The following is an 18963-nucleotide window of genomic DNA, read 5'->3' on the forward strand; positions in this document are numbered from 1 at the left end:
GCGGGGTTCGCCAATCGCGTTGTGACGGGCGTCGAGAGTCGCAAGACTCCACTCCCATGACCTACCGCCCCACCGTCCGCGGCCGCCGCCTCGCGCGGGAGCTCCGCAAGCTGCGCGAGGAGCAGGGCCTCACCCTGCAGGAGGTGGCGGACCGGCTGGACTGGTCGCGAGCCACCGTCTCCCGCCTCGAGACCAGCCAGACCCGCCCGAAGCCCGGCGACATCGCCGACATCCTCGACCTCTACGGCGTTCCGAGCCCGGACCGCGACGCGCTCATCACCCTCGCCCGGCAGGCCGGCCAGCGCGGCTGGTGGACGGCCTACCAGGACGTCTTCGCCGGCAGCTACGTCGCACTGGAGGACGAGGCCTCGCACATCCGCACCTGGGACCCCCAGCTCGTGCACGGGCTGCTGCAGACCGAGCCGTACTCCCGTGCGGTGATCACGGCCGGCCGGCTGCTGCCCGCCCAGGAGGACATCGAGCGCCGCATCGCCGCCCGCAAGATCAGGCAGGCGCTGCTGGATCGCGCCGAGGCACCCCGCTTCCAGGTCATCTTCGACGAGGCGGTGCTGCACCGCCCGATCGGCGGCGCGGAGGTGATGCGGGGCCAGCTGGAGGCCCTCGCCACCGCCGCGCGGACCCGCCCAACGGTGACGATCCAGGTACTTCCGTACACAGCAGCGGCGCATGCGGGCCTTGATGGACGTTTCACCATATTGTCGTATCCAGACCCCGCGGACCCCGATATCGCCTACGTAGAGGGCACTATGGGTGACGTTTACCTTGAGAGTGCCGAGGAAATAGCAAAGCATAGGGACCGCTTCGAGCTCATCGCGGAGCGGGCCCTGTCCCCCGAGGATTCCGCGCACCTCATAGCCGAGGCAGCAAGGAGCAGCCCGTGACCAACCTGCAGCGCGAACTCACCGGTGCCGTCTGGCGCAAGTCGTCCCGCAGCGGAAGCGGCGACCAGTGCGTCGAGATGGCATCACTGTCCAGCGATCTTCGCGCGGTGCGCGACTCCAAGGACCCCGCCGGACCGGCCCTGGTCCTGACCCCGTCCGCCTTGCGGGGCCTGCTGGAGGCGATCAAGGAGAGCTAGCGGCGAACCCCCCGGGCCGCGGCGCGCTGCGCCGCGGCCCTCGTTCGCGCCCGGCCGGCCTCCCGCCCGGCCTGCCTCGCACCCGGCCGCCTCCCGCCGGGACGGGCCGGCCCCCTTCCGGGAAACTAGAACGTGTTCTAGTATCGCGGGTGCGTCGACTACCGGAGGGTGCAACGTGACCGCGGAACTCAAGCTCGGCATCAACGTCGGCTACTGGCAGGGCCGGCCCGACGACCAGACCGAGACGGTGCTGGCCGCCGAGCGCTGCGGCTACGACTCGGTGTTCACCGCCGAGGCGTACGGCTCGGACGCGTTCACCCCACTGGCCTGGTACGCCGCCCGCACGTCCCGGATCAAGCTCGGCACCGCCGTCGTCCAGCTGTCGGCGCGGACCCCGGCGGCCACCGCGATGCACGCCCTCACGCTGGACGCGCTGTCCGGCGGCCGGATGATCCTCGGCCTCGGCGCGTCCGGGCCGCAGGTCGTCGAGGGCTGGTACGGGCAGCCGTTCCCCAAGCCGCTCGCCCGCACCCGCGAGTACCTCGACATCGTCCGGCAGGTCTGGCGCCGCGAGGGCCCGGTGACCAGCGGAGGCCCGCACTACCCGCTGCCCTACCCCGGCGGCGCCGGGCTCGGCAAGCCGCTGAAGTCGATCGTCCACCCCGTCCGCCCGGAGATCCCCGTCTACCTGGGCGCCGAGGGCCCGAAGAACGTCGCGCTGTCCACCGAGGTCGCGCAGGGCTGGCTGCCGCTGTTCGTCGACCCGGAGCAGATCGACGCGGTGTTCGGCGCCTCGCTCGCGAACCGCCCGGACGGCTTCGAGATCGCCGCGACCGTCACCACGATCGTCACCGACGACCTGGCGTCCGCCGTGGAGTTCGCCAAGATCCCGCTCGCGTTCTACATCGGCGGGATGGGCGCCAAGGACCGCAACTTCCACCTCGACCTGATCGGCCGGCTCGGCTTCGCGGAGCAGGCCGAACGCGTCCAGGAGCTGTTCCTGGCCGGCCGCCGCGACGAGGCGGTCAAGGCCGTCCCGGCGGAGCTGGCCGACGCGATCTCGCTGCTCGGCCCGCTCGGCCGGATCAAGGAGCGCCTCCAGCTCTGGCGCGACAGCCCCGTCACCACCCTGCTGATCGCCGGCGTGAAGGACGAGCCGACCCTGCGCGCCATCAAGGACATGGCCGCCTCCTGAACCGCACCGCCGCCGCACCGCCGCCGCACCGGCCGGTGCGGCGGCCCGCCGGCGCGGCACGTTCCCGGGAACCCGGCCGAGAGCCGTCCCGCTGAGATCAACTCCACATCGCGTCGTGGAATGGGCGCTCCGCTCGCCGTGCTGTACCAGGGGCAACCAGCGAGACGCGAACTGGAGATGGGACAGATGTCCGCGCAGCAAGACGCCGCCCGCCTGCTCGTCAGGACCCTTGAGGCGGAGGGCGTCGAATACGTCTTCGGCATCCCGGGCGAGGAGAACATCCATTTCGTCCACGCCCTGAACGACTCGTCGATCCGCTACGTCCTCGTCCGGCACGAGCAGGGCGCGGCCTTCATGGCCGAGATCTACGGCCGCCTCACCGGCCGCGCGGGGGTGGCGTCCGCGACGCTCGGCCCCGGCGCGATCAACCTGCAGCTCGGCGTCGCCGACGCCACCACCAACAGCACGCCCGTCGTCGCGATCTCCGCGCAGGTCGGCCTGGACCGCATCTACAAGGAGTCGCACCAGATCATCGACCTCGTGTCGCTGTTCCGGCCGATCACCAAGTGGTCGGAGCTGGCGCCGCGCGCCGAGGCGCTGCCCGAGATGGTGCGCAAGGCGTTCAAGACCGCGCAGACCGAACGTCCCGGCGCGGTCTACCTGGCCATTCCGGAGGACGTGGAGTCCGCGAAGGTCGCCGCCGACCTGGCGCCCCTCCCGCTGAACGTCGTCCGGACGCAGGAGCCGTCGCCGTCCCAGGTCGCCCGCGCCGCCGACGTGCTCGCCCTCGCCCGGCGGCCGATCGTCCTCGCCGGGCACGGCGCGACCCGGGCGGGCGCGGGCGACGCGCTGGTCCACTTCGCCGAGCGCCTCGGCCTGCCGGTCGCGACCACCTTCAACGGCAAGGGCGTCTTCCCCGACGACCACCCCAACGCGCTCGGCGCCGTCGGCTTCATGCGGCACGACCACGTGAACTTCGGCTTCGACGAGGCGGACGTCCTGATCGCCGTCGGCTACGAGCTCCAGGAGTTCGACCCGGTCAAGATCAACCCGGCGGCGGACAAGAAGATCATCCACATCCACCAGTTCCCCGCCGAGGTCGACGAGCACTACCCGGTCGCGGTCGGCGTCCAGGGCGACATCTCCCGCTCGCTGCACGCCCTCGCCGACTCCGTCCACCGCCGCTTCGACGTCAACGCGACCGGGCGCAAGATCCGCGAGACGCTCCGCGAGGAGCTCGCCGAGGGGGCTGCCGAGGACGGCTTTCCGCTCTCGCCGCGCCGCATCGTCGCCGACGTCCGCGCCGCCATGGGACGCGGCGACATCGTCCTCGCCGACACCGGCGCGGTGAAGATGTGGATGGCCCGCATGTACCCGACCTACGAGCCGAACACCCTGATCGTCTCCAACGGCCTGTCCTCGATGGGCTTCTCCGTCCCGGGCGCGATCGCCGCGAAGCTCGCGCTCCCGGACCGGAACGTCCTGGCCGCGACGGGCGACGGCGCGTTCCTGATGAACTCCCAGGAACTGGAGACCGCCGTCCGCGAGAACATCCCGATCACCGTCCTGATCTGGGACGACTCCGCCTACGGCCTGATCGAGTGGAAGATGGACCTCGACCTCGGCACCAGCTCCCACATCAAGTTCGGCAACCCCGACTTCGTGAAGTACGCGGAGAGCTTCGGCGCCATCGGCCACCGCGTGGAATCCGCCGGCGACCTGCTCCCCACCCTCCGCAAGGCCCTGGCCGAGGACGCGGTCTCCGTCATCACCGTCCCCGTCGACTACTCCCACAACCTCGAACTGACCGACAAACTAGGCGACCTCACCGACCCCTTCTGACCCGATGTGAGGGTCAGAGGCGGCAGATGATCTCGCCGTGGGTGACCGAGTACCAGCCGTCGTCGGCGGCGGCCCATTCTTTCCAGCCCTCGTAGATGCGCTGGAGTTCTTCGCGGGTCGCGTGGCCGCCGGCGACGGCGTGGTCGGCGACCGCCGAGTTGATCAGGCGGCCGCCCCAGGACTCGCTCCACCATTCGCGTTCCTCGGGGGTGGCGTAGCACCAGGCGGAGGCGGTCGCGGTGACGTCGGTGAAGCCGGCGGCGCGGGCCCAGGAGACCAGGCGGCGGCCGGCGTCGGGCTCGCCGCCGTTGCCGCGGGCGACCTTGTAGTAGACGGGCAGCCAGGCGTCCATGGCGGGCGGTTCCGGGTACCAGATCATGGTGCCGAAGTCGGCGTCGCGGGCGGCGACGATCCCGCCCGGCCTCGTGACGCGGCGCATCTCGCGCAGGGCCTGGACGGGGTCGGTGACGTGCTGCAGGACCTGGTGGGCGTGGACGACGTCGAAGGTGCCGTCGGGGAAGTCCAGTGCGTGGACGTCGGCGACCGCGAACTCGACGTTGGACGCGGCGGCGGTGCTCCTGCGGGCCTCGTCCAGGACGGTCTCGGCGGAGTCGGCGGCGACGACGCGGCCCGGGGCGACGCGTTCGGCCAGGCCGGCGGTGATGGTGCCGGGGCCGCAGCCCACGTCCAGGACGGACAGCCCCGGGCGCAGGTGCTCGATCAGGTAGGCGGCGGAGTTCTCGACCGTCCGCCACTGGTGCGAGCTCAGGACGGTCTTGTGGTGGCCGTGGGTGTAGGCCGGCATCGGGATCACCTCTCTGTTCCGGTGCCCGAACACTACGCCGGCTTCTCATAGTTTGAGAAGCACGTATCAGAGTGTGAGACATCCGGGCATGAGAAAAGGGGATCGAGGTCGCCCTCGATCCCCTTCTCGTCGGCGCGTCAGGCCGCCACGGCGACGCGGCGGGCGGGCACGGGCCGCTGCCGCACGGGCAGGGCCTCGACCGGGGCCAGCGCGGGCGCGGGCTCGGCGTAGGCGTTCAGCGACGCGTGCGAAAGCTCGGTGAGCCACGGCTCGACGACGGTCCGCTCGGCGGGCCCGTCAAGCCGCGGGTGGGAGAGATGGAACGTGCCGGTCGCTGCGCTCATGCCAACACCCCTTCCTTGAACCCCGGTGGGCCGCTCCTGTGCGGGTACCACCGCTGGTCACATACCCCTAAGTACGTCACTACAAGCCACTCGGTTCGACGCCTGTTCCCAGGTGTCGTCCAAATCACGTGGTCAACGCTACGGGGCGGGTCTGACATTTTCGAACCTATATTCGACCGGCCGGGGCGGGGTCGGCCGAACGGTCGATCCGCGCGGCTCGCGGCGGGACGTACCCTGCATGACCGTGAACGACGTCGGGGCAGGGCTGGACCGCATCCACTCGGTGGGCGGCTGCGTGGTGCGCATCGCCTACGCGGGGTTCGCCGGGCTGTTCCTGCTGCTGTGCCTGGCCTACGCCCTCCGCGACGCGCCCGCCCTGTGGATGGTGGTCGTCGCGGGCGCCGCCAACATCGCGGCGATCTCCGGGCGGCTCGTCCCGTGGGCCGCCGGGGCCGGGGCGCTGTCGGCGTTCACGACCCTGTACCTCGGGACGGCGGTCCGGCCGCAGTTCGGCACCCCGAGCGTGTTCGCGGAGATCGGCGGGCTGCTGATCGTGATCGCGCGGGTCGTGTGGAAGGCGCGCCGCGAGCAGCTCGTCCCGCTGGCGCTGCTGCTCGGCGCGGCGGTCCTCGCGACGCCGCTGCGCTGGTCGGCGCTCGCCGCCGCCCTGTTCACCGCGCCGCTCGGCATCACCGTGGCGATCGCCCTCGGCGTCGGCCTGTACCTGCGGGCGCTGGACGCGCGGCGGTCCCGGACGCTGGCGGCGGCGCGGCGGGACGAGCGGCTGGAGCTCGCCCGCGACCTGCACGACTTCGTCGCCCACCATGTGACGGGCATCGTCGTCCAGGCGCAGGCGGCGCGGTTCGCGGCGCAGGCGGGGGCGGGCCAGCAGCCCGCGGACCTGGACCGCATGTTCGGCGGCATCGAGAAGGCCGGCACGGAGGCGCTGACCTCGATGCGCCGCATGGTCGGCCTGCTGCGGGACGCGCAGCACGTCAACGCGCCGGACGGGGAGGCCCTCGCGGACGGCGGCTCCGCCACCCGCCCCGTCGGCGACCTCGCGCAGCTCCAGGAGCTCGTCGCCGGGTTCACCCACCCGCCGGCGACGCTGGTGCTCGCGCCCGGCCTCGGCGCGCTGCCGCCCGAGGTGGCGGCGTCGGCGCACCGCGTCGTGCAGGAGGCGCTGACCAACGTCCGCAAGCACGCCGCCGACGCCGAGGCCGTGCGGGTCACCCTCGACCGGGCCGGCGGCGGCGTCGAAGTGTCGGTGCGCGACGACGGGCGGGGCCGCGGCCGGATGCTGCCGTCCGGCGGGTTCGGGCTGACCGGGCTGGCCGAGCGGGTCGGCGCGCTCGGCGGGCGGCTGCGCGCGGGCCCGCACCCGGAGGGCGGCTGGGAGGTCGTCGCGCTGCTGCCGTGCGAGGAGCGGTGACCGGGGCATTGCTGACAGAATCGGACCCGTGGCCATCCGCGTACTCGTCGCCGACGATCAGGAGATGGTCCGGACCGGGTTCCGGATGATCGTCGACTCGCAGCCCGACATGGAGGTGGTCGGGGAGGCCGCCGACGGCGCCGAGGCCGTCGCGCTGGCCCGCCGGCTGCGTCCCGACGTGTGCCTGTTCGACATCCGGATGCCGAAGATGGACGGCCTGGAGGCGACCCGCGCGCTGGCCGGCCCCAGCGTCCCCGGCCCGCTCCGCGTCGTGATCGTCACCACGTTCGACATGGACGAGTACGTCTACGGGGCGCTGCGCGGCGGCGCGGTCGGGTTCCTGCTGAAGGACAGCGGGCCCGCGCTGCTGGTGGAGGCGGTCCGCGCGGCCGCGAACGGCGGGTCGCTGGTGTCGCCGTCCATCACCGTCCGGCTGCTGGAGCGGCTGGCGCGGCCCCGCCCGCCGGTCGCCGCGCCGCACGAGCCGCTCACCGACCGGGAGCTGGACGTCGTCCGGCTCGTCGCGCGCGGCCGGACGAACGAGGAGATCGCCGGGGAGCTGTTCGTGTCGCTGTCCACGGTGAAGACGCATCTCGGGAGCGTCCACCGCAAACTGGCCACGCGGAACCGGGTGGAGACGGCCGCCTGGGCGTGGGAGTCGGGCCTCATGACCTGACCGGGAGCGGACGGCGCGAAGAGGACCGGCACGCGGGGAAGGATCACGGCACTGGCACCGGAGTCACTGAACGGGCTGCCCGTCGCCGTCCTCGTCGTCTGGGCGCTGTGCGCCGCCGGCTGGGGCGCCGTCCTCGCGGCGCTGCGCCGCGGCCTGCCCGGCCCGGCCCGGGGGCCGGCGCTGTTCGCGCACGTCGCGACCCCCGCCGGCGTCGTCCTGCTCTTCTCGCTGATCGGGTTCGGGTCGCTGTACGCGACGATCGCGCTCGCCGCCGAATGGTGGGCGCTGCTCGCCGTGACCGGTCTGCGCCCCGAGCGGCTGCTGGAGACCGGCGGCCTCGGCCGCCTCGCCGCGTGGGCCGCCGTCACCGCCGCGCTGGCCTGGGCGGCCGCCGCGTTCGTGTTCCGCGTATGACGATCCGGTAAGGGCCGCGAACCTGCGTGGGGTCGCGCAAGTCAAACGTACGTAGTATCCAAAGCAACCATCCGCAAAGGCCAAGGGAGGTGGATCATGCCGTGCGCGCTGTGCGGCGACATCATCCCGACCGAGGTCGACCGGTGCCCGGCATGCGGTGCGTGGGCGCGGCGCCGCGACTTCCGCGCGGTCGGCGTGGCCGTGTTCATGCTGCTCGGCTTCAACGCGTTCGTCGCGCTCGGCGCGGGGATCAGCCTGCTCAGGCTCGCGCATCCGCTGCGGGGGGCGACGCACGACAGCTACGACGCGGTCGCCACCGGCCGGGCCCTCGCCCCCTACGCGGACGTGTTCACGATCGGCGTGATCATGGCCGTGGTCACCGGGCTGCTCTACCTGGTCTGGCTGTGGCGGGCGTTCCGGCAGTCGCCCGGACCGCACCGGCACCACCGCGCCTGGGTGCTGCTCGGCTGGGTCCTGCCCGTCGTCAACCTGTGGGTGCCGCCCCGGGTGGTCTACGAGGTGTGGGTGAACAGTGGCCGGTACCGGACGGCCGAGCGCCAGGCCGCCGGGTTCGTCGTGGCGGCCTGGTGGGTGTCCGCCCTGCTCGGCCTGCTGCTCGGCCGCGCGTTCACGCACGGCAGCGTCGACACCCTCGCCGAGGCGCGCTTCGACGTCCACGTCGGCGTCGCCGCCGCCGCGTTCCAGGCCCTCGCCGCCTCCCTCTGCATGGCCACCGTCTTCCAGATCACCCGCCTCCAGCTCGTGCGCGACGGCTAACCGGAGCTTCCCGGGCTGGTGTGCCAGAGGGCCGACCTCGGCGGACGCCGGATCGCCGGGCCGGCGTGCTCGATGTCGGAGTACGGGGACATCGCGAAGCCGGTCGGGTGGACGACGCGGCGGCCCACGGGGCGGCCGTGCGAGGCTGTGCCCGACATGGCGGCGCGGACGGCGTCCGGTCCGCCCTGCCGCCACTCCTCGTGCAGGACGTTCAGGTCCCAGCAGGCGCTCGCGGTGATCGAGACGGCGCGGTCCCCGGCATGGCGGACGCGGCCGCGGGCGACGAGCAGCCAGGAGCCGAACACGGTGGCGGCGCACCGGTCCTGCACCGACTCGAAGAACGTGAGGTCGACCGGGCCGGTCGCGTCGTCCAGCGTGGCGAAGATGACGCGCTGCCCGGACCGGACCGCCGGGGTCTGCGTGGCGACCTTGACCCCGGCGACCAGGACCTCGCTCCCGGCGGGACGTCCCGGCAGGTCGGCGGCGCGGACGACGCCGAGCCCGGCGAGCAGCCCGTCGTAGAAGGTCAGGACGTGCCGGCTCACGTCCATGCCGAGGATGTCCAGCTCCGCCTCGACGATCTCCGACGGCGTCATCGGCGGCAGCTCCCCCGCCGGGATCGCGTCGGCGAAGTCGACCTCCAGGCCCGCCTCGTCGGCGAGGGCGAGCTGCCCCCGCACCGGGGCGGTCCGGGCGGTGGCGCGGTCCAGGGCGCCGACGCGGCAGAGCAGGTCGCGGCGCGGGACCCGGGCGTGGACGCCGTCGAACGCCCCGGTCAGCACGAGCCGCTCGGCGGTCGGCCGGGACACCCGGGCGCGCCGCCAGAAGTCGGCCAGCGACCCGTACGGCTGCGCGTCCACGATCGCGCCGACCTCGGCCTCGGAGATGCCCTTGACCTCGTTCAGCGCGACCCGGATCCCGGTCGTCCCGCCCGCGGAGACGGGTTCGGCGTGCCAGCCGGCGGCCGACCGGTTGACGTCCAGCGGCAGGATCGGGACGCCGAAATGCCGTGCGTCGTCCAGGATGACCCGCTTGGGATACATGCCGGGATCATGGGTGAGGACGCCCGCGTAGAAGGCGGCGGGATGGTGCCGTTTCAGCCAGGCCGACTGGTAGGTGGGCAGCGCGAACGACGCCGCGTGGGCCTTGCAGAAGCCGAACGCGCCGAACGCGGTCAGCGTCCGCCAGACGCGGTCGACGGTCGGCCCGTCGTAGCCGCGCGCCAGCGCCCGCTCCCGGAACCAGGCGCCGACCGCCTCCTGCCCCCGCTCGTGGCCGAGGCTCCGCCGCGCCGCCTCGGCCTGCGACAGGCCGCAGCCGGTCATCGCGTCGACGACGCGGAGCACCTGCTCGTGGAACACGACCACGCCGAGGCTCTCCCGCAGCGCCGGTTCGAGGTCGGGATGCGGGTAGGCGGGCGCGCGGGTCCCGGCCCGCGCCTCCAGGAACGGCGACACCATGTCGGAGTTGACCGGGCCGGGCCGGAACAGCGAGATGTCGATGACCAGGTCGTCGAGGTCGCGGGGCTGGAGCCGGCCGATCAGGTCGCGCTGGCCGGGCGACTCGATCTGGAAGCAGCCGAGCGTCCGGGACGTGCGGATCAGCGCGAACGTCGCGGGGTCGTCGCGCGGGACGTCCTCCAGCGCGATCTCCTCCCCCGACACCCGCGCGACCTCCGCCACCGCGTGCGCCATCGCCGACTGCATCCGCACGCCGATGACGTCGAGCTTGAGCAGGCCCATCGCCTCGACGTCGTCCTTGTCGAACTGGCTCATCGGGAACCCGACCGCGGCCTGCTCGATCGGCGTCCGGTCCCGCAGCGTCGGGTTCGACAGCAGGACGCCGCACGGGTGCATGGCGATGTGGCGGGGCAGGCCGTCCAGGCGCTCGGCGATCCGGAACAGCACCTCCAGGCGGCCCGCGGCCAGGTTGCTCTGCCGCAGCTCGGGCAGGTCGTCCAGGGCCGCGCGGATCTGGTTCGCCCGGATCCGCGGGAACGCCTTAGCGATCGCGTCGATCTCCGCGGGCGGGAGCCCGACGGCGTTGCCGACGTCGCGGAGCGCGCTGCGCGCCCGGTAGGTCTCCATCATCGACACGCACGCCGTGCTCTCGGCGCCGAACCGGTCGAACAGGGCACGGTACGCCTCCAGCCGGCGCGCCGACTCCACGTCCAGGTCGATGTCGGGCAGGCCCTCGCGGCTGTCGGCGAGGAACCGCTCCATCAGCAGTCCGTGCCGCAGCGGGTCGAGGTCGCCGATGCCGAGCAGGTAGTTGACCAGGCTGCCCGCGCCGGACCCGCGGATCGCGCAGCGGATGCCGCGCTCCCGGATCAGCGCGGCGGCGTCGGCGACCGTGAGGAAGTACGGCGCGAGCCCCTTCCGGGCGATGACGCCGAGTTCCGCGTCCAGCCGGCCGGCCGCCTCGGCCGACCCCGCGAGCCCGCGCCGGGCCATCCCGTCCGCGCACCGGGCGACGAGCCGGGCGTACGGGTCGCCGCCCACGGCCGGCAGGTGGACGTCGTCCATCCCGAGGTCGCGGCCGGGATCCAGCACGCACCGCTCGGAGAGCCGCCGGGTCGCCGCGAGCAGCGCCCCGGCCTCCTCGGCGCCGCAGGCCAGCTCGGCGGCGCGGCGCATCTCCGGGACCGGCTTGAGGTAGGCGTGCCCGGTGTGGTCGTCCAGGTGCCGCCGGTCCAGCGGGACGAGCTTGCGCGTCACGTCCAGCACCTGCGCCACCGGGTGGTCGGCCGGCTCCAGGTACCGGACGGCGTTGCCGAGCACGGCGGGCACCCCGGCGGCGCGGGCGAGCGCCAGCATCCGCGCGGCGCGCGGCCCGTCGCCCCGGCCGTAGTGGTTCACGATCTCGACGGCGGTCTCGGCGGCCGCGCGCCAGGCGTCCAGCCGCGCCGCCGCGGCGTCCGGGCGGCGCCCGGCGACGGCCCGCCCCACATCGGACGCCGGGCCGAGCAGCACGATGAGCCCCTCGGCGTGCGCGCCGACCATCTCCCGCGTGACCACGGGGTTCCCGCGCCCGCCCGCCGCGTGCGCCGCCGACACCAGCCGGCACAGCGACCGCCACCCGGCCCGCCCCTCGGCGAGCACCACGATCCGCTCCTCGCCCGTGGAGACGACGCGCAGATCGGCGCCGACCACGGCGCCGAGGCCCGCGTCCGTACAGGACCGGACGTGCCGGACGGCCCCGTACAGCCCGTCCCGGTCGGTCAGCGCGAGCGTCTCCATCCCGAGGCCCGCCGCGCGCTCGGCCAGCGCCGCCGGCGAGGCGACGCCGTAGCGGAGCGAATAGCCCGAAGCGACATGAAGGTGCACGTCAATCCCATACCCGGGAGAGCAGCCAGCTGTCGGCGGCCGCGTCATAACGCAGCTCGTAGACGCCGATCTCCCTGTCCGGGGTGGCCTCGACCCGCCAGAACTCCCGCTCCCCGGTGGCCTCGCCGGCGGGCTGCTGCTCCCGCCACCAGTCACGGGTCGTGACCCAGTGCTCCAGCACCCGCCGCACGGCGTAGAGCCGGCCACGCCAGACGAACCGGACCGGACGGCCGTCGCTCACCCAGACGTCCACCGGATCGCCGAACACGCGTGTCATCTGCCTCCCCCTCGCGCTCACCGCACGGGGGAAGGACATGCGGACGTTCGAACATACGTTCGCGTTGGAGTCTAGGGAAGGGGCCGCCCCGGGGGCAAGGCGGGGCCGGGGCGAGATCAGGCCGGATTCAGGCCAGGAGGCGGGTGAGCTGGTCGGCCGCCGCGCCGACGTCGGTCACGTCGGCCATGCCGCCGTCCGGCCACAGGTAGGACCAGCCGTCGGCCACGGGGGTCGCGACGACCATCAGCCGGCGCCCGGTCCGCGGGCCGTAGACGGCCAGCAGCGACTCCCCGGGGCCGGCGAACCGCCAGGCGAGGCCCCGGGCCTCGACCTCGCGCGCGAGCGCCGCGAGGTGGCGCCGCCGCTCCTCGGCGATCTCCCGCGCACCGACTACAGACACTTCAGCCGCCTCATCCCGGCCCGAGCCGCCCCGATGACCTCGGGCGATCATCCTGCGACGAATGGTGACCGTCCCTCAGCATGACCCGAAATCCGCGGCTGCGCAGCGGGAATCCGGAGAGTGGGACGGCTGTTTCCCGCTCGCGCGGGGATGGTTCGCGGAGAGCGGCGCGCCGCGCCCCGTCCGGCTGCGCCAATCGCGGGCGGGCGGCGTCCGGTGGGCGGCTTCCGGTGGGCGGAGCCCGCGCGGCATGCGGAGGGTCCGTCCGTGATACAAGCCTCTATGAGACGGGCATGCCACGCCCGCGGCAGCCAGATAGAAGGAGCGAGCCGATGAGCGCCGTCCCCGCCGGCGACCCGTCAGGCCATGTCCCGGCACCGGAGCGCGCGCTGGCCGGGCTCCGCGAGCGCAAGAAGCAGCGGACGCGGCTCGCGCTCATCGACGCCGCCCTGGACCTGTTCACCGCCAAGGGCTACGAGGCCACGACGATCGACGAGATCGTGGCGGCGGTGGAGGTGTCGCAGCGGACGTTCTTCCGCTACTTCGCCACCAAGGAGGACGTCGTCACGAGCTTCCTGACCGAGCACGACCAGGTGCTCGCGGAGGCGCTCGCGGGACGGCCGCCCGGGGAGCGGCCGTTCACCGCGCTGTTCGAGTCGCTGCGGGTGGTGCTGCGGACGATCGCCGAGAGCGACCCCGCCGAGGGCGCCCGGTTCCGCCGCGTCCGGAAGGTGATCGAGTCGACGCCGTCGCTGATGGCCGCGCAGATGGCGCGGTACGCGGCGTCGGCGGAGTCGCTCGCCGCGGAGATCGCGCGGCGCGAGGACGTCGACCTGGAGCACGACCTCCGCCCGCGGATACTGGTCGCGTTCTACCTGGCGACGGTCAAGGTCGCGTTCGAGGAGTGCGCCCGCCGCGAGATCTGGGACGCCGGGACGGTCGCGGCCCGGGTCGAGGAGGCCGTGACGCTCGCCGGCCGGACGATGCGCGACTGGGTATGACCGCCCCGGCGGCGGACCGATGGAACAACCGGCGGAGGCGGCGGGTTTCGGAGATCGCCGACCACTGATCAGAAAGGCCGCACATGCGCGCGATCGTCATCACCCGGAACGGCGGGCCCGAGGTCCTGGAGCCCGCGGAGCGTCCCGGCCCGGAGCCCGGCCCCGGCGACGTGCTGGTCGACGTCGCCGCGTCCGGCGTCAACTTCATCGACGTGTACTACCGCAAGGGCGTGTACGCGCAGGAGCTCCCGTACACGCCGGGCATGGAGGCGGCGGGGACGGTCGCGGCGGTCGGTGACGAGGTCCGCGACGTCTCCGTCGGCGACCATGTGGCCTGGGCCAACGTCCAGGGCGCCTACGCGGAGCAGGCCGTCGTCCCGGCGGACGTGATCGTCCCCGTCCCGGACGGCGTCGGGCTGGAGGACGCGGCGGCGGCGCTGCTGCAGGGCATGACCGCGCACTACCTGACCCGGTCGACGTATCCGATCCGGGAGGGCGACACCGTCCTCGTGCACGCGGCGGCGGGCGGGATGGGCCTGCTGCTCACCCAGGCGGCCACGGCGCTCGGCGCCCGCGTCCTCGCGACGGCCTCCACCCCGGAGAAGGAGCGGCTCGCCAGGGACGCGGGCGCGGACGTCACGATGGGGTACGACGGTTTCGCCGACCGGGTCAGGGAGCTGACCGGCGGCGCGGGCGTCGCCGCCGTGTACGACGGTGTCGGAGCGCCCACGTTCGACGGGAGCCTGGCGAGCCTGCGGCGGCGCGGCACCCTGGCGCTGTACGGGGCGGCGGGCGGCGCGGTGCCGCCGTTCGACCCGCAGCGGCTCAACAGGGCCGGCTCGGTGTACCTGACGAGGCCGACGCTCGCCCACTACGTGGCCGAGCGCGCGGAGCTGCTGGAGCGCGCCGCCGACGTCTACGGCTGGGTCGCGTCGGGTGCCGTGAAGGTGCACGTCGGGCACCGGTACGACCTCGCCGAGGCCGCCTCCGCGCACGCCGACCTGGAGGCGCGGCGCAGCACCGGCAAGCTCCTGCTGATTCCCTGACCGCCCCTTGCCGCTCCCCTGACTCCCTTAGGCTGGGCCGGAAAGACGATCTTTCCGAGGAGCAGCGCCCCCCATGACGACGACCGCCGCCGGACCGCTGGAGCAGGACGAGCCCCGCGTCCTCGGCCCCTACCGCCTGCTCGGGCGGCTCGGCCGCGGCGGCATGGGCACCGTCTACCTGGGCGCCGAGCCCGACGGCCGGCGGGTCGCGGTGAAGGTCGTCAACCGGGACCTCGCCGGGGAGCCCGCGTTCCTCGAGCGGTTCCGCCGCGAGGTGACCGCCGCGCGGCGCGTCCACCGGTTCTGCACGGCGCCCGTGATCGACGCCGAGCTCGACCAGGACCCGCCCTACATCGTCACCGAGTACATCGACGGGCCGACGCTGGAGAAGGCCGTCGCCGAGCGGGGCCCGCTGCCCGGCTCCGACCTGGAGGGCCTCGCCGTCGGCGTCGCCACCGCGCTCGCCGCGATCCACGGCGCCGGGATCGTGCACCGCGACCTCAAACCCGCCAACGTGCTGCTGTCCTCCACCGGGCCCCGCGTCATCGACTTCGGCATCGCGCGGGCGCTCGACGCCCCCGACGGGCCGACCCGCACCGGCCAGTTCGTCGGGACACCGTCCTATATCGCCCCCGAGGTGCTGCGCGGCGACCCGGTCGAGCAGGCGTCGGACGTGTTCGCGTGGGGCTGCGTCATCGCCTACGCCGGGACGGGCCGTCCCCCGTTCCAGGGGGCGACGGTCGCGGAGACGTTCCACCGCATCGGCCACGAGGAGCCCGACCTCACCGGCCTCGACCCGCGGCTGCGCGAGATCGCCGCCGCCGCGCTCGGCAAGGAGCCCGCGGCGCGTCCGACGGCGCGGCAGCTCCTGACCCGGCTCGTCGGGCAGGAGAAGGCCGACCCGGAGCGCGCCGCCGAGACGATCTCGATGTCGTGGCGGGGCCGGGCCGCGGCCCCCGATCCGGCCCCGGAACCGGAACCGGTACCGGAGCCCGCGCCCGCGCCCGCCGCGCCGTCCGTGCCGTCCGTGCCGGACGCGGAGGTCCCGCCTCCGAGCCCCGCCGCCGAGCCCGTCCCGGTACGGGAGCCGGACGGGGCGCCGACGGTGACGGTCGACCTGCCGTTCCCGGCCGCGTGGCGGGGGCCGAGGCGCTGGTTCACCCTGCTCAGGGGCCTGCTCGTCATCCCGCACCTGGCCGTGATGCTGGTCATGTACGCGCTGCTGGTGGTCGTGATGATGGGCAGCTGGCTGGTGATCCCCTTCACCGGCCGCTATCCCCGCCCGCTCTACGGGCTGGTCGTCGGCTGCCAGCGCTGGTCGAGCCGCGTCGTGGCGTACGCGTTCGGGCTCACCGGCGAGAGGCTCCCGCCGTTCCGCACCCTCCCCCGCGCCCGCCGGACCCGCTGACGCCTCTCCCGTCCCCCTCCTCTGTCCCCCGTCCTCCGGCCTGCGGTCCGCGGGCCCACTAAGGTTCTAGAACAACTCCCCCGAATCCCCTTCAGGATCGATCACGATGACCACGCACGCAGGAGAGAACGGCGAGGCCCTGCGCCCCGAGGACCCCGCGGAACTCGGCCCCTACCGGCTGATCGGACGGCTCGGCCGCGGCGGCATGGGCACCGTCTACCTCGGCGAGGACACCGCCGGGCGGCGCGTCGCGGTGAAGGTGATCAACCGGGAGCTGGCCGGGGAGGGCGCCTTCCGGGAGCGGTTCCGGCGCGAGGTGACCGCCGCGCGGCAGGTCCGCCGCTTCTGCACGGCCCCGGTGATGGACGCCGAGCTCGACCACGACCCGCTGTACGTCGTCACCGAGTACATCGAGGGCCCCAGCCTGGAGAGCGCCGTCGCCGAGCGCGGCCCGCTGCCCGGCTCCGACCTGGAGGGCCTCGCGGTCGGCGTCGCCACCGCGCTCGCGGCCATCCACGGCGCCGGGATCGTGCACCGCGACCTCAAACCCGCCAACGTGCTGCTGTCCTCCACCGGGCCCCGCGTCATCGACTTCGGCATCGCGCGGGCCCTGGACGCCTCCGACGGGCCGACCCGCACCGGCCAGTTCGTCGGGACGCCGAACTACCTGCCGCCCGAGCTGCTGCGCGGCGAGCAGGTGTCCTCCGCGTCCGACGTGTTCTCGTGGGGCTGCGTCGTCGCCTATGCCGGGACGGGGTCCGCGCCGTTCGCGGGCAGCACCGTCCCCGAGATCTTCTACCGGGTCGTGCACGAGGAGCCGAACCTGGACGGGCTCGACCCCGGCCTGCGGGACGTGGTCGCCGCCGCGCTCGACAAGGACCCGCGGCGCCGGCCGTCCGTCCAGGAAGTGCTCGGGCGGCTCGTCGGCAACGGGACGACGGACCCGGCGACGCTCGCCGAGACCGTCCAGGCGGGCTGGCACGGGCCCGCCGGCGGGCCCGGCCCGGCGGGCACGCAGGCGTCCGCCGCGCCCACCGCCTTCCAGCAGCCGAACGGCATGCACGGCGCCGACGTCACCCGGCGCGACGGGCGTCCCGGTTCCGGTCCGGGCGGCGGCCTCCCCCGCCGGGCGCTGGCCGTCGGCGGCGCGGCCGTCGCCGCGGTGCTGGTGCTCGCGGTCCTCGGGTTCACCCTCCTGCGTTCGGACGGCCCGCCCGACGACGTGGCGACCGCGTTCAGCGACGCCTTCTCCAGCCCCGACTCCGGCTGGGGCGACATCTACGACAAGACCTACGGGTACGCGGACGGCAAGTACCGGATGCAGACCAGCGGCAACACCGGGACGGTCACGCGGTGGGTGCCGAAGGACAAGGCCGAGGACTTCCCCGACCCGATGCTCGCGACCGTCACGGTCTCGGTCGAGCAGGGCCCCGCCGACAGCGCGTTCGGGCTGGCCTGCCGGGGCGACGAGGACGCCAAGAAGCAGTACGTGTTCCTCGTCCGCCACGACGGCAAGGGCGCGGTGCTCCGCAAGATCAACGGGGACCTCGGCACGAAGGACCTCGCCGTCCCCGACTCCGTCCCCGGGTTCGACGCCGACGGGCCGAACAAGGTCCAGGTCGCCTGCGAGGGCCAGGAGGAGGACGGCCCGAAGGTGCGGCTGCGGCTCTGGGTGAACGGCGCGGAGGTCATCGACAAGACCGACGCCGACCAGCCGCTGCCCAACGGCTGGGTCGGCCTCCAGATCGAGCGGGGCGGGAACAAGGCCGAGCAGATCGTCGCCGGCTTCGACGACTTCGACATGTCGAAGATCTTGAGCTAGCCGCGGACCGGGCCGCCGGGTTCGGCCGGGAGGTAGCCGTTCGTCCAGCGGGCGAGCTCCTCGAACACCCGCGTCCGGACCGGTTCGGGGGACAGCACCAGGTCGTGCAGGCCCCCGTCGATCCGGACGAGCGTGACGTGCCGCCCGATCCGGGGCGCGTACCGGGCCATGTGCTCGACGTCCAGGACGGCGTCGGCGCCCGTCACGTCCAGCACCCTGCGGGTCGGGCGGACGCTGCGCGTCGACGCCATGACGAGGACCGGCACGTCGACGTCCAGGCCCCGGTGCAGGCGGAGCTGCCCGCGCCGGACGGCCGCGAGCCACGCCGCCCGCACCGGGAACCCGAGGAGCGGCTTCCAGGCGAGGTCGAAGTCCCATTCGCCGTCGTGCTCGCGGTGCAGGCTGCGCGGATACCGGTCGGACACGCCCGCCGGCAGCTTCGCCTTCGGGAACCGCGAGCGCAGCGCCCGCGCCAGCCCGGCACCGGCCTTGCGCATCACCAGCGGCTCGGCGAGGTCGAAGAACGGGCTATTGAGGAACAGGCCGTCGACCAGGCCCCGGCCCTTCACCCGGTCGGCCCAGAGGGCGGCGATCAGCCCGCCGGTGGAGTGGCCGTTCAGCAGGAGCGTGTCGTGGCCGTCCACGTCCCGGACGATCCGGACGGCCTCGCCGATCTCCGGGAAGTAGTCCGAGAGGCTCTCGATGTAGTTCGGTGTCTGGTGCGGCCGCAGCGAACGCCCGTACTTGCGCAGGTCGAGCGCGTAGAAGTCGAAGCCGAGGTCCACGTAGAAGTCGGCCAGGTGCTTCTGGAAGAAGTAGTCGATGAACCCGTGCAGGTACAGGACCGCCCGGCGGGACGGGTCGGGGCGGCGCCGGCGGACGAGCGTCGCCACGACCTCGCCCTCGGCGTCCCGGCCCATCGGCAGCTCGATCGCCTCGTACTCTGGGCCGAGCACGTCGTCCATAACGTCCACGTTTCCTCCCGAACCCGGCCCGAACCCGGCCGCCGTTCCCGGCGTCCAAGCGTACGGGCGCGCTGTCCAGAGGGGGACCGACCACCCCGTCCGCGCGTCCGGAAAACTGAACCGATGACACCTCC

The 18963-nt window shown here is 73.7% G+C and carries 18 protein-coding genes; 11 read left to right on the forward strand and 7 right to left on the reverse strand.

The features are described 5' to 3' along the window. Positions 1 to 56: 56 nt before the first annotated feature. From ABZ806_RS09470 to ABZ806_RS09485, 4 genes are all read left to right on the forward strand, one after another. Positions 57 to 902: a helix-turn-helix domain-containing protein gene (locus ABZ806_RS09470; RefSeq protein ID WP_500216411.1), complete on the forward strand. Its 846-nt coding sequence runs from the start codon at positions 57 to 59 to the stop codon at positions 900 to 902. Beyond that, positions 899 to 1099 carry a DUF397 domain-containing protein gene (locus tag ABZ806_RS09475; RefSeq protein WP_500216412.1) on the forward strand — a complete coding sequence of 67 codons (201 nt, stop codon included), beginning with the start codon at positions 899 to 901 and terminating at the stop codon, positions 1097 to 1099. Before ABZ806_RS09470 ends, ABZ806_RS09475 begins: the two co-directional genes overlap by 4 nt. Before the next feature lie 175 nt (positions 1100 to 1274). Continuing rightward, positions 1275 to 2294 (forward strand): LLM class F420-dependent oxidoreductase, encoded by a 1020-nt coding sequence (locus ABZ806_RS09480; RefSeq protein WP_500216413.1) that lies wholly within the window; start codon positions 1275 to 1277, stop codon positions 2292 to 2294. 186 nt (positions 2295 to 2480) lie between these two features. After that, a complete protein-coding gene (locus ABZ806_RS09485) occupies positions 2481 to 4136 on the forward strand; it encodes an acetolactate synthase large subunit (RefSeq protein WP_500216414.1) in 1656 nt (551 codons plus the stop codon). A 13-nt stretch (positions 4137 to 4149) separates the two neighbouring features. Here the strand turns inward: ABZ806_RS09485 and ABZ806_RS09490 are convergent, their stop codons facing one another. After that, entirely contained in the window at positions 4150 to 4941 is a 792-nt protein-coding gene (locus ABZ806_RS09490; RefSeq protein ID WP_500216415.1) for a methyltransferase domain-containing protein, read from the reverse strand. A 137-nt stretch (positions 4942 to 5078) separates the two neighbouring features. After that, positions 5079 to 5285: a hypothetical protein gene (locus ABZ806_RS09495; RefSeq protein WP_500216416.1), complete on the reverse strand. Its 207-nt coding sequence runs from the start codon at positions 5283 to 5285 to the stop codon at positions 5079 to 5081. 244 nt (positions 5286 to 5529) lie between these two features. Between ABZ806_RS09495 and ABZ806_RS09500 the strand changes: the two genes are divergently transcribed. Both ABZ806_RS09500 and ABZ806_RS09505 read left to right on the forward strand, forming a co-directional pair. Further along, a complete protein-coding gene (locus ABZ806_RS09500) occupies positions 5530 to 6717 on the forward strand; it encodes a sensor histidine kinase (RefSeq protein ID WP_500216417.1) in 1188 nt (395 codons plus the stop codon). Positions 6718 to 6745: 28 nt separating this feature from the next. Beyond that, the gene (locus ABZ806_RS09505) at positions 6746 to 7393 is read left to right on the forward strand and encodes a response regulator (RefSeq protein WP_500216418.1); all 648 of its coding nucleotides are present in this window, start codon (positions 6746 to 6748) and stop codon (positions 7391 to 7393) included. Between the two features lie 63 nt (positions 7394 to 7456). On the opposite strand, the gene ABZ806_RS09510 is transcribed toward ABZ806_RS09505, so the two are convergent. Continuing rightward, positions 7457 to 7585, reverse strand: coding sequence for a hypothetical protein (locus tag ABZ806_RS09510; RefSeq protein WP_500216419.1), 129 nt, complete (start codon positions 7583 to 7585; stop codon positions 7457 to 7459). Positions 7586 to 7903: 318 nt separating this feature from the next. Here ABZ806_RS09510 and ABZ806_RS09515 point away from each other — a divergent pair, with 318 nt between their 5' ends. Beyond that, positions 7904 to 8584, forward strand: coding sequence for a DUF4328 domain-containing protein (locus ABZ806_RS09515; RefSeq protein ID WP_500216420.1), 681 nt, complete (start codon positions 7904 to 7906; stop codon positions 8582 to 8584). Here the strand turns inward: ABZ806_RS09515 and ABZ806_RS09520 are convergent. From ABZ806_RS09520 to ABZ806_RS09530, 3 genes are all read right to left on the reverse strand, one after another. Continuing rightward, on the reverse strand, positions 8581 to 11910 hold the full coding sequence (locus ABZ806_RS09520; protein WP_500216421.1) for a DNA polymerase III subunit alpha: 3330 nt from the start codon (positions 11908 to 11910) through the stop codon (positions 8581 to 8583). The genes ABZ806_RS09515 and ABZ806_RS09520 overlap by 4 nt on opposite strands. A 1-nt stretch (position 11911) precedes the next feature. Further along, positions 11912 to 12187: a DUF6504 family protein gene (locus tag ABZ806_RS09525; protein WP_500216422.1), complete on the reverse strand. Its 276-nt coding sequence runs from the start codon at positions 12185 to 12187 to the stop codon at positions 11912 to 11914. A 127-nt stretch (positions 12188 to 12314) separates the two neighbouring features. Beyond that, positions 12315 to 12587, reverse strand: coding sequence for a hypothetical protein (locus ABZ806_RS09530; protein ID WP_500216423.1), 273 nt, complete (start codon positions 12585 to 12587; stop codon positions 12315 to 12317). A gap of 332 nt (positions 12588 to 12919) precedes the next feature. Between ABZ806_RS09530 and ABZ806_RS09535 the strand changes: the two genes are divergently transcribed. The 4 genes from ABZ806_RS09535 to ABZ806_RS09550 all read left to right on the forward strand — a co-directional run bounded on the left by ABZ806_RS09535 (position 12920) and on the right by ABZ806_RS09550 (position 17864). Beyond that, a complete protein-coding gene (locus tag ABZ806_RS09535; RefSeq protein WP_500216424.1) occupies positions 12920 to 13588 on the forward strand; it encodes a TetR family transcriptional regulator in 669 nt (222 codons plus the stop codon). A gap of 83 nt (positions 13589 to 13671) precedes the next feature. Next, positions 13672 to 14634: a quinone oxidoreductase family protein gene (locus ABZ806_RS09540; protein WP_500216425.1), complete on the forward strand. Its 963-nt coding sequence runs from the start codon at positions 13672 to 13674 to the stop codon at positions 14632 to 14634. A gap of 73 nt (positions 14635 to 14707) precedes the next feature. Further along, entirely contained in the window at positions 14708 to 16042 is a 1335-nt protein-coding gene (locus ABZ806_RS09545; RefSeq protein WP_500216426.1) for a DUF4389 domain-containing protein, read from the forward strand. A 106-nt stretch (positions 16043 to 16148) separates the two neighbouring features. Beyond that, positions 16149 to 17864: a serine/threonine-protein kinase gene (locus ABZ806_RS09550; RefSeq protein WP_500216427.1), complete on the forward strand. Its 1716-nt coding sequence runs from the start codon at positions 16149 to 16151 to the stop codon at positions 17862 to 17864. On the opposite strand, the gene ABZ806_RS09555 is transcribed toward ABZ806_RS09550, so the two are convergent. Continuing rightward, on the reverse strand, positions 17861 to 18829 hold the full coding sequence (locus tag ABZ806_RS09555) for an alpha/beta hydrolase (protein ID WP_500216499.1): 969 nt from the start codon (positions 18827 to 18829) through the stop codon (positions 17861 to 17863). The two genes, ABZ806_RS09550 and ABZ806_RS09555, sit on opposite strands and share 4 nt — an antisense overlap. Between the last annotated feature and the right edge of the window lie 134 nt (positions 18830 to 18963).

The sequence above is a fragment of the Spirillospora sp. NPDC047418 genome (genome assembly GCF_040643275.1).
Classification (GTDB): Bacteria; Actinomycetota; Actinomycetes; order Streptosporangiales; family Streptosporangiaceae; genus Spirillospora.

Bases quoted from the DNA above. Each gene is read 5' to 3' on its own strand.
- ABZ806_RS09470 (WP_500216411.1), top strand. From the start codon at position 57: ATGACCTACCGCCCCACCGTCCGCGGCCGCCGCCTCGCGCGGGAGCTC.
- ABZ806_RS09485 (WP_500216414.1), top strand. From the start codon at position 2,481: ATGTCCGCGCAGCAAGACGCCGCCCGCCTGCTCGTCAGGACCCTTGAG.
- ABZ806_RS09490 (WP_500216415.1), bottom strand. From the start codon at position 4,941: ATGCCGGCCTACACCCACGGCCACCACAAGACCGTCCTGAGCTCGCAC.
- ABZ806_RS09495 (WP_500216416.1), bottom strand. From the start codon at position 5,285: ATGAGCGCAGCGACCGGCACGTTCCATCTCTCCCACCCGCGGCTTGAC.
- ABZ806_RS09515 (WP_500216420.1), top strand. From the start codon at position 7,904: ATGCCGTGCGCGCTGTGCGGCGACATCATCCCGACCGAGGTCGACCGG.
- ABZ806_RS09525 (WP_500216422.1), bottom strand. From the start codon at position 12,187: ATGACACGCGTGTTCGGCGATCCGGTGGACGTCTGGGTGAGCGACGGC.
- ABZ806_RS09535 (WP_500216424.1), top strand. From the start codon at position 12,920: ATGAGCGCCGTCCCCGCCGGCGACCCGTCAGGCCATGTCCCGGCACCG.
- ABZ806_RS09540 (WP_500216425.1), top strand. From the start codon at position 13,672: ATGCGCGCGATCGTCATCACCCGGAACGGCGGGCCCGAGGTCCTGGAG.
- ABZ806_RS09545 (WP_500216426.1), top strand. From the start codon at position 14,708: ATGACGACGACCGCCGCCGGACCGCTGGAGCAGGACGAGCCCCGCGTC.
- ABZ806_RS09550 (WP_500216427.1), top strand. From the start codon at position 16,149: ATGACCACGCACGCAGGAGAGAACGGCGAGGCCCTGCGCCCCGAGGAC.
- ABZ806_RS09555 (WP_500216499.1), bottom strand. From the start codon at position 18,829: ATGGACGACGTGCTCGGCCCAGAGTACGAGGCGATCGAGCTGCCGATG.